10 protein-coding genes are annotated in these 12,838 nt (G+C 43.4%); 8 read left to right on the top strand and 2 right to left on the bottom strand.

Going from position 1 to position 12,838, the window contains the following annotated elements:
- Positions 1 to 3: 3 nt before the first annotated feature.
- On the bottom strand, positions 4 to 942 hold the full coding sequence (locus tag K6V26_RS08775; protein ID WP_224265130.1) for a helix-turn-helix domain-containing protein: 939 nt from the start codon (positions 940 to 942) through the stop codon (positions 4 to 6).
- Positions 943 to 1,103: 161 nt separating this feature from the next.
- Here K6V26_RS08775 and K6V26_RS08780 point away from each other — a divergent pair, with 161 nt between their 5' ends.
- On the top strand, positions 1,104 to 3,440 hold the full coding sequence (locus K6V26_RS08780; RefSeq protein WP_224265131.1) for an ATP-dependent helicase: 2,337 nt from the start codon (positions 1,104 to 1,106) through the stop codon (positions 3,438 to 3,440).
- Positions 3,441 to 3,444: 4 nt separating this feature from the next.
- Here the strand turns inward: K6V26_RS08780 and K6V26_RS08785 are convergent, their stop codons facing one another.
- Positions 3,445 to 4,908: a TlpA family protein disulfide reductase gene (locus K6V26_RS08785; RefSeq protein WP_224265132.1), complete on the bottom strand. Its 1,464-nt coding sequence runs from the start codon at positions 4,906 to 4,908 to the stop codon at positions 3,445 to 3,447.
- 413 nt (positions 4,909 to 5,321) lie between these two features.
- Here K6V26_RS08785 and nspC point away from each other — a divergent pair, with 413 nt between their 5' ends.
- The 7 genes from nspC (at position 5,322) to K6V26_RS08820 (ending at position 12,838) form a co-directional block, all read left to right on the top strand.
- Positions 5,322 to 6,461, top strand: coding sequence for a carboxynorspermidine decarboxylase (nspC, locus tag K6V26_RS08790; RefSeq protein ID WP_048315309.1), 1,140 nt, complete (start codon positions 5,322 to 5,324; stop codon positions 6,459 to 6,461).
- A 135-nt stretch (positions 6,462 to 6,596) separates the two neighbouring features.
- Positions 6,597 to 7,550, top strand: coding sequence for a signal recognition particle-docking protein FtsY (gene ftsY / locus K6V26_RS08795; protein WP_007656544.1), 954 nt, complete (start codon positions 6,597 to 6,599; stop codon positions 7,548 to 7,550).
- Between the two features lie 138 nt (positions 7,551 to 7,688).
- Entirely contained in the window at positions 7,689 to 8,987 is a 1,299-nt protein-coding gene (gene rimO / locus K6V26_RS08800) for a 30S ribosomal protein S12 methylthiotransferase RimO (RefSeq protein ID WP_224265133.1), read from the top strand.
- 77 nt (positions 8,988 to 9,064) lie between these two features.
- Positions 9,065 to 9,355: an HU family DNA-binding protein gene (locus K6V26_RS08805; protein WP_044214631.1), complete on the top strand. Its 291-nt coding sequence runs from the start codon at positions 9,065 to 9,067 to the stop codon at positions 9,353 to 9,355.
- Positions 9,348 to 10,595 carry an HU family DNA-binding protein gene (locus K6V26_RS08810; protein WP_122327850.1) on the top strand — a complete coding sequence of 416 codons (1,248 nt, stop codon included), beginning with the start codon at positions 9,348 to 9,350 and terminating at the stop codon, positions 10,593 to 10,595. Before K6V26_RS08805 ends, K6V26_RS08810 begins: the two co-directional genes overlap by 8 nt.
- A gap of 158 nt (positions 10,596 to 10,753) precedes the next feature.
- Complete coding sequence (locus tag K6V26_RS08815) at positions 10,754 to 11,749, top strand: AAA family ATPase (RefSeq protein WP_007656548.1); 996 nt, start codon at positions 10,754 to 10,756, stop codon at positions 11,747 to 11,749.
- Positions 11,750 to 11,968: 219 nt separating this feature from the next.
- The gene (locus K6V26_RS08820) at positions 11,969 to 12,838 is read left to right on the top strand and encodes a DUF58 domain-containing protein (RefSeq protein WP_010803197.1); all 870 of its coding nucleotides are present in this window, start codon (positions 11,969 to 11,971) and stop codon (positions 12,836 to 12,838) included.

The raw sequence follows: 12,838 nt of genomic DNA on the forward strand, positions 1-12,838 counted from the left end.
TGTTCAGGCAGTCTGGGTATAGGTCTCTGTTACCGGTTCTTTGATTTCCAGCTGGTAAGCCCGTCCGCGGTCTGTCGTTATTTTGAGATTGCTGTTTTCCTCGATAAGCGGGCGGAGGCGGCGTATCAGAGTGTTCAGCGTTTCGTCGGCATTCTCCTTGCCAGGCCATAGGGCTTCGCAAATATCAGTGCGTGCTAATATATGGGAAGAGGTAAGGTAGAACATTTCCATTATTTTATATTGCTGCGGAGTTAACCGTAGTTTTTCCTGGTCTTCTTTATAGAAACAAGCCTTGTCGCATGAGAAAGTAAGATTTCCGAAAGCGATAAGGTTTTCTTTTTGTACAGGAGTTTCAGCCTGCTTGCGCCGCATTAAAAACCACGAAAGACAACCTGCCATGAGGGCAAGCAAGAGGAGCAGGAGGGGAGCCTTCTTGTCTGTCAGCGCCAGGACGTCGGAGGCTGAATAGTTTACATACCCCTGAAAAGAGATTCCCAAATCTTCCTGGGAGGATTCGGGGAGGTTCAGATTTGCACTTAACCAGATAATGGTATCACTTGCCAGGTAATTCTTGGTCTGGTCTTTTCCCGGCGTTGCGTCTGTTACCGGTTTATCTATGGCTTTCTTGTTTTTGACATGTACGATGATGCCGCTTTTATCTTTTAATTGCTCGAGCTTCAATGCTTCGGCAAAATCTTTGTTATAACTTTCGATGGAAACGGGATTTCCGAAGACGGCGGACAGGCGCGAATAGGTTTTGAGCGTATCCTGATTCATCCATAGCTCGGAATTTTGCATAATGGTCTGCTGCAATGCCTGGTTCAGGTCCGAAACGATTGCTTTCTGTGCCTCCGAGTAGTTGTGAAAGCCGAAACTGAATGATAGTACAAGCATACAAGCTGTAAAGAGTACCGATAGATTTGCTGCTAACCGTGTGTTCATCGTTTTTCTTTAATTAACGCCCGAAGGTAATAATTTATTGTAATCCTTGCTAACACAATCGTATCAATTTGCGCGAATCCCTTTAAATAACAGGAATGATGATTTAATGAAATCCGAATAAATAAAAATTAGTACCTTTGTGTTCCTAAAAGAAAAGGTACGTGGAAGAATATCTGAATAAACTGAATGAAAGTCAGCGCGAAGCTGTGGAATATAACGAAGGTCCGTCATTGGTGATTGCCGGTGCCGGTTCGGGTAAGACCAGGGTGCTTACTTATAAGATTGCTTATCTGGTACATCTGGGGTTGGCACCTCAAAGTATCCTGGCACTGACTTTTACTAATAAGGCAGCCCGTGAAATGAAGGAACGTATCGCCGCCATTACCGGTGGCCAGACGGCCCGCCGTCTGTGGATGGGGACGTTTCACTCTATCTTCTCACGTATCTTGCGTTATGAAGCGGAGCATATCGGGTGTCCTTCCAACTTTACCATTTACGATACGACAGATTCGAAGAGCCTGCTGAAAGCTATCATTAAAGAGATGCAGCTGGACGATAAGGTATATCGCCTCGGCATGGTGCAAAGCCGTATCTCTAATGCCAAGAATGCGCTGGTTACCTGGAAAGCCTACGAACAAAGCAAGGAACTGATGCAGCATGACATAGATTCGAAAGTTCCTTTACTGCGTGAAATCTATAAACGGTATCAGAACCGTTGCCAGCAGGCCGGTGCCATGGACTTCGATGATTTGTTGCTTCAGACAAATATCCTGTTCCGTGACCATCCGCAGGTGTTGGAGAAATACCGCAGTTTCTTCCAGTTCGTGTTGGTTGATGAGTATCAGGACACGAACTTTGCGCAGCACCTGATAGTCCAAAGACTTTGTGAGCAGCATCGCCGCATCTGTGTGGTAGGGGATGATGCACAAAGTATCTATTCTTTCCGTGGTGCCAATATTGACAATATCCTGCAATTCAAAAATCAGTATCCCGGATGCCGTATCTTTAAACTGGAGCGTAATTACCGTTCTACACAAAATATTGTAAATGCGGCAAACAGTCTGATTCATAAGAACAAGGAACAGATTCATAAAAATGTCTATTCGGAGAAGGAAGAGGGTAGCAAAGTGCGTATTTCTGCTTCTTATTCGGATTACGAGGAAGGATATGCTGTCGCTTCTGCAATCAATGAGTTGCGGTTGCGCAAAGATTATGATTATGCAGACTTTGCCATCCTGTACCGGACGAATGCACAGTCGCGTATCCTGGAAGAGGCACTCCGTAAAAGAGGTATTCCTTATAAAATATATGGCGGTTTGTCATTTTATCAGCGGAAGGAAATAAAAGATATCATTTCTTATCTGCGCCTGATTGTGAATCCTCATGACGAAGAAGCATTCAAGCGTGTTATCAATTATCCGTCGCGCGGCATTGGAGATACGACTGTCGGTAAAGTAATAAGTGCGGCTACAGACAATAATGTGAGTCTTTGGACGGTACTGAATGCTCCTGTCGACTACGCCTTGCCTATCAATAGCGGGACAGCGAAGAAACTGACTGATTTCCGTGAGATGATTGAACGTTTCATAGAGCAGAACACTCGCTTGTCCGCCGAAGAAATGGCAGCAATAGTGGTCAAGGAGAGTGGGATTGTCAGTTCTCTTTTTCAGGACCGTTCGGTGGAAGGGATTAGTAAGCAGGAAAACTTACAGGAGTTATTGAAAGGTATTGCCGAGTTCTGTGAGTTGAGACGTGAAGAAGGAGTCGAACAGGTTTCTTTGGCAGACTTCCTTTCGGAGGTATCCCTGCTGACCGACCAGGATAATGACAAAGACGAGCAGGCTAATAAAGTAACGATGATGACCGTACATGCCGCTAAGGGACTGGAATTTAAAAATGTGTTTGTTGTCGGTTTGGAAGAGGAGTTGTTCCCATCATCTATGTCCAAGGATAATCCGCGTGCGGTAGAAGAGGAACGTCGTTTGTTCTATGTAGCGATCACCCGTGCCGAAGAAAATTGTGTGCTGACTTATGCCAAAAGTCGTTTCCGGAACGGGCAAAGCGCCATGTGTTCTCCCAGCCGTTTTCTGAAAGATATCGATGTGCGCTTCCTGGATGTTCCGGCGGATTCGTCGGCAGATACTTTTGCTGCTGCCCGCGAACGGTTCCAGCGTCCGGCATTTACTTCACCTTTTCAGCAGCCACGTGCAGTGGAGAAGGAAGAACCTTCTTTTATCTCTCCTGTGGCACAGGCACAGCAACGCCAGCGTTTGACAAAAGTAGAAACAACAACATCCACTCCGGCGTCGTCTTCTGCTCCTGCATCCGACCTTTCCGGTTTACGTGTCGGAGCAAAAGTACGTCACGACCGTTTTGGAGAAGGAGAAGTCATTGCTATCGAAGGCGATGGCGGAAATGCAAAAGCAACGGTAGCATTCACCCATTTCGGACAAAAACAGTTACTATTGAAGTTTGCCAGGTTGACGATTATCGAATAAACGCTTACAATAAACTGTTTATTTTCTGTTTGGTTCGCGGATCACTGGGACGTACCACTGTCCCATAATCCACAATGATCCCTTCCCGATTGAGTAACAGATAATGAGGGTAACCTTTTAATTCCAGTCGGTTCAATATTTTATAAAAAGAGTTCTCATCCGAAATGTCTGTTTGATACAGGCAATCGATGCCTGGCTGTTGCAGATCCAGCCGTTTCACTAAATCTTCCCATGTCTTTTTGGGACCGCCGGCACAAATACTTACTATAACGACATCTCCCGGAGAATATTCTTTACGAAGTTTTTTGAGTGGTTCCATTTCTTTCAGGCAAGGAGGGCATGATGTAGTCCAAAAATCCAGGTAGATTACTTTTCCCTTATATTTGTCCAGTATTTCATAAATGGGTTTCATAAAATCTGTGTCGATCTTTGAGTTTGGCATATCAGAATAGTTCCCATAAAGCATATAATTGGATACGGTACGGGGATTTTTCAGAAAATCTTTTTTGTTTTGATAAGCTAGATGAAGTTCACGGTTTAAAACAGGAATATGCACAATTGAATCGAGCTGTTTTTGCCGACTGGAAAAGAGTGTTGTATCGTTACTTATTAACGATTGTGAGATTGATGCAGCATAAAGATATTGCCTGATATTCTTTCCGGTAGGGTAGGCTGCTATGATATCATCGAGAGTAGTCTTCTCTTTCTTCATCTTATATATTGGGTAAGAGATAAAAGAGTTAACGATCTCTGTCAGTTTGAATATATTTGACGGAATGATTTCCCCTTCGAAAAGAGAATCGACCTTAACAAATATTTCCTGTTTGTTGTATCTGGAGATATCTTTATTTTGCCAGCTCCGGTTATTCAGGTAGCTTATTAGTGTGCAATAATAATCGATTTTCAGGAGTTTGTTTGTGTATTGCTGTATTTCTTCATCCGGTTTATATTTTTCGAGAAACTCCAGTCTGCGTTCTTGTCGTAGTTGATATTCTTGTTGCAGTTCTGCATCAAAAGCCTCCGGTTCCAGATCTCCTCTGATCGAATAGTGTTCTATATAATAGCGTCCGCTCTGTACGAAAGTATTTGTTTCCTGATTCCTTTTCTCTGCATCTCCAAAAATCTTCGGATTAAGTATGTTTTTAAAGTCTATCTCCACATGCAAACTATCGCCTGGACTGACTAATATATGGTCTGCAAACTTATTGATCTGTACATTCCGGAGTTTAGCGTAAGGAGAAAAATGGAATGAAAAACTACCGTCCTCTGCAATAGGAACAACATATTTCGTTTCCTGATCCCGAAAAAAAGGAACGATAAGTGTTAAGTCTTTTTCCTGCGGGTAAAAATCTCTGTTCAAAACTTTCCCGGTAATAAGAACTTCTTTTGAGTAATCTTCATATTCTTTGTCGGATGAATTACAACACAGACATAAAAAAGGAAGTAGAAGTAATAATAGTTGTTTCATGATATTCAGAATTACAGGACACTTATACAAATGACAAATATACTATTTTATATCAAATAAGAAAGTTTGAATCGAATAAAAAATCTATACCTTGTGTAAGTACAATAGTTAGATAAAAATTAGCCAAGCCTAAGTTGAGAGCTGTGAGTATAACTATTTACTGAGTGAAAGTGGGTGACACTATAATGTTACTAAATAGTATCCTTTATTCTCATTGTTAAAAGGGAAGAAAAGCTATATTGTCATAGTTGACAGATAATGGATATGCTTATTGGATTTATTACTATGTAGTTTGTTTTCGACGTCCTCAAAAACAAATTAGTTACCATACAAATCTTCTTCAGGTCTATAAGCTGGGATATTATGAATATAAGATTATCTTTGTAGCTTGTTTAATAGAATAAAGAAACTAAATGATCGATTTCAACGTAATACCCTCTCCTTGTTATGTAATGGAAGAGAAGCTGCTTCGTAATAACCTGGCACTGATCAAAAGTGTGAAGGAGCGGGCAGGAGTGAATATAATTCTTGCATTTAAAGCATTTGCTTTATGGAAATCTTTTCCGATCGTTCGTGAGTATATACCTTATTCGACGGCCAGTTCGAAGTTTGAGGCACAATTGGCTTTTGAAGAAATGGGAAGTCCGGCACATACCTATTCGCCGGCTTATACGGAAATGGATTTTCCTACCATATTAAAATACAGTAGTCATGTAACCTTTAATTCCTTGTCTCAGTTCGAGCGTTTTTATCCGATGGTAAAGGCAGATGGGAATCGGGTATCGTGCGGTTTACGCATTAATCCGGAATATTCGGATGTGGAAACGGAATTGTATAATCCTTGTGCGCCCGGTTCGCGGATGGGCATTATAGCCGACCTGCTGGGTGAAAAGTTACCGGAAGGAGTGGAAGGATTGCATTTCCATACATTATGCGAATCGACTTCGTTCGATCTGGAAAAAACATTGGGAGAAGTGGAGAAGCGTTTCGGACGTTTTCTTCCGCATATAAAATGGTTGAATATGGGGGGCGGACATCTGATGACTCGCAAAGGATATGATACGGAGCATCTGATATCATTACTTCATGGTTTTAAGGCTAAGTATCCTGATTTAGAGATTATTATGGAGCCAGGAAGTGCCTTTGCATGGCAAACGGGATTTCTCCTGACAACCGTTGTGGATATCGTTGAAAACCACGGAATAAAGACGGCTATAATTGACGCTTCGTTTACCTGCCACATGCCTGATTGCCTGGAGATGCCATATAAACCGGTTATCCGTAATGCAACAGATCCGGTAGAGGGAAAGCCTACTTACCGAATCGGCGGAAACAGTTGTCTGAGTGGTGATTATATGGGAGACTGGTCATTCGATGAACCGTTGAAGATAGGGGACAAGATCGTTTTTGAAGATATGATTCACTATACGATTGTCAAAACATCCATGTTCAACGGCATACCGCATCCGTCATTGGCTCTCTGGAGTAAGGATGATGAACTGGTGGTCTACAGAACATTCGGTTACGAAGACTATAAAGGAAGAAACGGTTAAGTTGCAACAAGCAGGTGGCAGGGCTGTTTTTACGGAAAACAAATAACTTTCCACGGTCAACTGTCATCTGTCAACTAAAAAAGTTGTAACTTAGCAGCCTCATTCTAAGCAGAAATAAATTAAGCGAATTAATATATGGGTATTTTTAGCTTTTTCAGTAAAGAAAAAAAGGAAACTTTAGACAAAGGGTTATCTAAGACCAAAGAAAATGTTTTTTCTAAACTCACCAGGGCTATTGCCGGTAAGAGCAAGGTCGATGATGAAGTATTGGATAATCTGGAAGAGGTGCTTATCACTTCCGACGTCGGTGTAGATACGACGTTGAAGATCATTGAGCGTATCGAAAAGCGCGTAGCCCGGGATAAATATGTAACTACCCAGGAACTGACGACATTGTTGCGCGATGAAATCGCAACTCTGCTTACCGAAAACAATACGGAAGATGCCGAAAGCTTTACTGTGCCGGAAGATAAAAAGCCCTATGTAATTATGGTAGTCGGTGTGAACGGTGTCGGTAAGACTACTACGATCGGAAAGCTGGCTTACCAGTTTAAGAAAGCCGGAAAGAATGTCTATTTGGGAGCAGCCGATACATTCCGTGCCGCAGCGGTGGAACAGCTTGTCATTTGGAGTGAACGGGTAGGCGTGCCTATCGTAAAACAAAAGATGGGGTCTGATCCGGCTTCCGTAGCGTTTGATACGCTTAGTTCAGCCAAGGCAAATGGAGCGGATGTCGTTATCATCGATACGGCCGGCCGTTTGCATAACAAGATAAACTTGATGAATGAGTTGACCAAGATTAAGAATGTGATGAAGAAGGTTATCCCTGATGCTCCTCACGAAGTTTTGTTGGTTCTGGACGGTTCGACAGGTCAGAATGCTTTTGAACAGGCAAAACAATTTACTGCTGCAACCGAAGTGAATGCGCTGGCTGTAACGAAACTGGACGGAACGGCTAAAGGTGGTGTAGTGATCGGTATTTCAGACCATTTCCGTATCCCGGTGAAGTATATCGGCCTGGGTGAAGGAATGGAAGATTTGCAGGTCTTTAATAAAAAGGAATTTGTCAATTCGCTATTTGGAGAATAATAATACCAGATAAGAGTAACTTTTCCCCTCTTGAGAGGGGGCAGGGGGTGTGTTAAAGCCTGTTTTTGGACAGAATTATAACACACCCCTTATCCCCTCTCAAGAGGGGAACTAGTTACTATCAGTTCGTAAAATAATATGAGGAAAAATAAAGTAGATATCATAACGCTTGGATGTTCGAAGAATCTGGTCGATTCTGAACAGTTGATGCGTCAGTTTGTAGCTAACGGTTATACGGTGGAGCATGATCCGCATAAAATAAACGGGGAGATCGTTGTCGTTAATACCTGCGGTTTTATCGGTGATGCGCAGGAAGAATCGATAAACATGATTCTGGAACTGGGTGAAGCCAAGAAAAAAGGAAAGATCGGCCAGTTGTATGTAATGGGATGTCTCACCGAACGTTTTCTGGAGGAAATGAAACAGGAATTGCCGGAGGTAGACCGCTTTTACGGTAAATTCAACTGGAAGCAACTTCTTACCGACATCGGTAAGTCTTATCATCGTGAACTGGCTTCCGACCGTGTATTGACCACCCCGAAACATTATGCCTTTCTGAAAATAGCGGAGGGGTGTAACCGAACTTGTTCCTATTGTGCCATTCCTATCAGTACCGGACATTACCAGTCCCTTCCGATGGAGCAGATAGAAGAAGAGGTCCGTTTGCTTGTGGCACAGGGTGTAAAAGAATTTCAGGTGATCGCCCAGGATTTGACTTATTACGGAAAAGATATATATAAAAGGTACGCGTTGCCGGAATTGGTCGAACGTATTTCTGATATCCCCGGAGTGGAATGGATTCGCTTGCATTATGCTTATCCTACCCATTTCCCTTATGATTTATTGCGGGTGATGCGTGAACGTGCAAATGTCTGCAAATATCTGGATATCGCTTTACAACATATCAGCGATCCGATGCTTACAAAAATGCGCCGCAATATCACGAAGGAAGAAACGTATGCTTTGCTGGAACGCATCCGTGAAGAAGTTCCGGGTATCCACATCCGTACAACCTTGATGGTGGGCCATCCGGGTGAAACGGAGCAGGACTTTGAAGAACTGGTCGAGTTTGTCAAAAAGGCTCGTTTCGAACGTATGGGTGCTTTTGCCTATAGCCATGAAGAGGGTACCTATTCATTCAAAAATTATACGGATGATGTCCCCGACGAAGTCAAACAGGAACGTCTGGATTATCTCATGCGGATACAGGAGATAATATCTGCTGGGGTGAATGAGTCGAAAGTGGGTCAAACTTTTAAAGTAATAATCGACCGGGAAGAGGAAGACGGCTATATCGGTCGTACCGAATTCGATTCTCCGGAGGTAGATCCTGAAGTGATTGTTTTTAAAGAGCACTCATTGAAACCGGGAGAGTTTTACAACGTAAATATCGAAGAATCACAGGCTTTCGACCTTTACGGAAAAGTGTTGCTTTGATATAAAAAGCATTAAGAAGTTTGTCTGTTTACAAAAAAATTACTAATATCGTGGCTGAATCTATAGATGAAGCAAGTATGAAAAACAAGGAACTGATTACAGAATTATCTGTAAAACTGGGATGGACGTCGAAAGAGGTAACAGAAATGTTAGCCGCTTTTGGGGCTGTGGTCGGTTCGAAACTGGCGGATAATGATGCTGTCTATTTACAGGGATTCGGGCTGTTTGAAGTCAAGAAGAAAGCGGAACGTATCTCTGTTAATCCTGCAAGTGGAAAACGTTATCTGGTCCCACCCAAACTGGTTCCTGTCTTTAAGCCGGGGGCGACCCTGAAATCCAAACTAAAAGAATTGAGCGACAATGAATAGTCGGCTGACAATACAAGATCTGGCCGGTTTACTGGCCGAGCGTACCGGAAAGGATAGGAATAGCGCCGAGCAGTTCCTGAGAGAGTTTATTGCCATCGTATCACAAGGAGTTTTTACCGATAAAGTAGCTAAAATAAAAGGGCTTGGTAGTTTTAAAATCGTTTTGGTAGAAAAACGGGAGAGTATCCATGTGAATACCGGCGAGCGTTTCCTGATACCTGCACATTATAAGTTTTCCTTCCTCCCTGATAAAGAATTACGTGAACTGGTAAATAAACCGTTCTCTTTTTTTGAAACTACGGAATTGAACGAAGATGTTGACTTTACCGACCTTGACGTATCCAATACGGTGGAAGACAAAGAAGCGGAAGATGAATCTGTCGAAGAAATCCTTCAGGAAAGCGAAGAAGTGATCGTTGAAACACCGGAGCCATTGCAGCCGACAGATGATGTCTGTGTTTCTGAAGAACTTCCGGAGGTTGAGCAGCCGGTCGAAGAACCCGCAGAAAATGAACCGGAAGAAGTAATCGAAGAATCGATAGTCCCGGACGAGCCCTCTCCGGCAGAAAATGATATTCCTGAGCAAACCGAACCGGAAAATACATCTTCAGACCAGTTAAAAGAAGAAACGAAGCAAGAACCTTCTGTTGCCAATTATCCTGGCATGGACGGGTTTCAGATTGAAGACGAGGAGCCGACGGCTTCTTCCTGGATCAAAATACTGGTATCCGTCGGTGTCGTTGCCATTGTTGCAATAGCAGGTATCTTCCTGTATCTTAACCGGAGTTTATTCCTGGGATCTGATACGTCGGGATCGACTGTCCTGACCGGTATGTCGTTGCCGGGAACAGCTGTTGTTCCTGAGGATACGACCCGTGTGGAAGAACCCGAAGTAACAGAAGCGGAACCTGAAACGGTAGAGGAGAAGGATACTGTTTCCGTCGAATCCGTAGCGCCGGTAGTCGAGCCTGCGGCACAAACACCTAAAATACTGGCAAAAGTAAAAATAGAACCGGGAAGCCGTCTGACCTTGATCTCTCTTGAATATTATGGGAGTAAAATATTCTGGGTTTACCTGTATGAATATAATAAATCAGTCATCAAGGATCCGAACAATGTCCCCGTAGGTACTGAGATACAGGTGCCTGCACCGGAACTGTACGGAATAGACAAACATAGCCGTGCTTCCGTAGAGAAAGCCGCTGCACGTCAGACAGAAATATTGTCCGGAAAATTGTAACTAAAATCCACGATTTTAAGTAAAATAAAACAAAATAGTTCTCGCTTCGGTTAGTATTATTTAACTGCAAAAGTGAAGGATACGAATTTAACATTTCTAATTTTGTGCAACTATAAAAACAAGCAGAAACAATAACAATATAAATAAGAAAAAAATCTATGAGTCAGACAGTAGACATTCGTGAGTTGAACGAACGGATTGAGAGTAAAAGTTCGTTTGTAAACATGATTACGATGGGCATGGACCAGGTAATTGTTGGACAGAAGCATTTGGTTGAATCGTTAATGATCGGTCTGCTTTCAGATGGGCATATCCTGCTGGAAGGTGTTCCCGGCTTGGCTAAAACACTTGCCATTAAAACATTGGCCTCACTGATCGATGCCAAATACAGCCGTATACAGTTTACGCCGGACTTGCTGCCGGCCGACGTGATCGGTACAATGATTTATAGTCAGAAAAGCGAAGAATTTCAGGTAAAACAAGGCCCGGTCTTCGCTAATTTTGTGTTGGCGGATGAAATTAACCGTGCACCGGCCAAAGTACAGAGTGCACTGTTGGAAGCCATGCAGGAACGTCAGGTGACAATCAGCGAAAACACGTATAAGTTGCCGGAACCCTTCCTGGTAATGGCAACCCAGAACCCGATCGAGCAGGAAGGTACTTATCCGCTGCCCGAAGCGCAGGTAGACCGTTTCATGCTGAAAGTGATCATCAACTATCCGAAGAAAGAGGAAGAAAAACTGATCATCCGTCAGAATATCTCCGGCATCAAACCGGATATCAAACCGATCCTGACAAAGAACGAGATACTGGAAGCACGTAAAGTGGTGCGTGAAGTATATCTGGATGAAAAGATCGAACGTTACATCGTCGACATCGTGTTTGCAACCCGTTTCCCGCAGGAACATGGCCTGGCAAACCTTTCCAATATGATTGCATTCGGTGCGTCTCCCCGTGCTTCCATCAATTTGGCGCTGGCTGCCCGTGCTTATGCATTTATCAAACGCAGAGGTTATGTGATTCCGGAAGATATCCGTGCCGTATGCCACGACGTGATGCGCCACCGTATCGGTTTGAGCTACGAAGCGGAAGCGAATAACCTGACATCTGAAGAGGTGATCAGCGAAATCCTTAATAAGGTAGAGGTGCCTTAACCTTCGGTTCTGGCAATGCTTTTTTACTGGTGAAAAATGCCTTCCCGGTTTGGGAAACGACTTTGCACCCTTGTAAAATGCTTTCCCGGTTTGGGAAACAGTTTTTCACCCTTGTAAAATGCTTTCCCGACTTGGGAAACGGTTTTTCACCCTTGTAAAATGCTTTCCCAACTTGGGAAACGGTTTTACATCAGTTTTGAAAGCACAAATTGAAGAAAAATGGAAACAAGTGAACTATTAAAGAAGGTTCGGCGAATTGAAATAAAGACCCGCGGCTTGTCCCGCAATATTTTTGCAGGACAATACCACTCTGCCTTTAAAGGCCGTGGTATGGCGTTCAGCGAAGTGCGCGAGTATCAATACGGCGACGATATCCGCGATATCGACTGGAACGTGACCGCCCGCTATGTGCGCCCTTATGTAAAGGTGTTCGAAGAAGAGCGCGAACTGACCGTGATGTTGCTGATCGACGTATCGGGTAGTAGAGACTTTGGTTCCGTGAACGTAATGAAGAAAGAGGTTATTACGGAGATCGCTGCGACACTGGCTTTTTCGGCTATACAAAATAACGATAAGATCGGTGTGGTGTTTTTCTCTGATAAGATCGAGAAATTTATTCCGCCTCAGAAGGGGAAAAAACATATTCTTTATATCATTCGCGAACTGATCGACTTCAAGCCACAGGATACGAAGACGGATATCGCTCAGGTTTTGAAATTCCTGACCAACGCCATAAAGAAACGTTGTACGACTTTCCTGATATCCGACTTTATCGATAAGGATGGTTTTAAGGACGCCCTGACGATTGCCAACCGTAAACATGACGTGGTGGCTATCCAGGTGTACGACCGTCGCGAAACCGAACTTCCGTCTGTCGGATTGATGAAGATAAAAGATGCTGAAACCGGTGCAGAACGTTGGATCGACAGTTCTTCCGCCCGTGTTCGCGAAGCCTATAAGGAATGGTGGAACCGCCGGCAGACTATCATGAGCGATTCGTTCAAGAAATGCCGGGTGGATTCGGTTTCTATTCGTACGGAAGATGATTATGTGAAGGCATTGATTGCTCTTTTTGATAAACGTAGTTAA

Source organism: Parabacteroides goldsteinii, assembly GCF_020091425.1.
Lineage (GTDB): Bacteria > Bacteroidota > Bacteroidia > Bacteroidales > Tannerellaceae > Parabacteroides > Parabacteroides goldsteinii.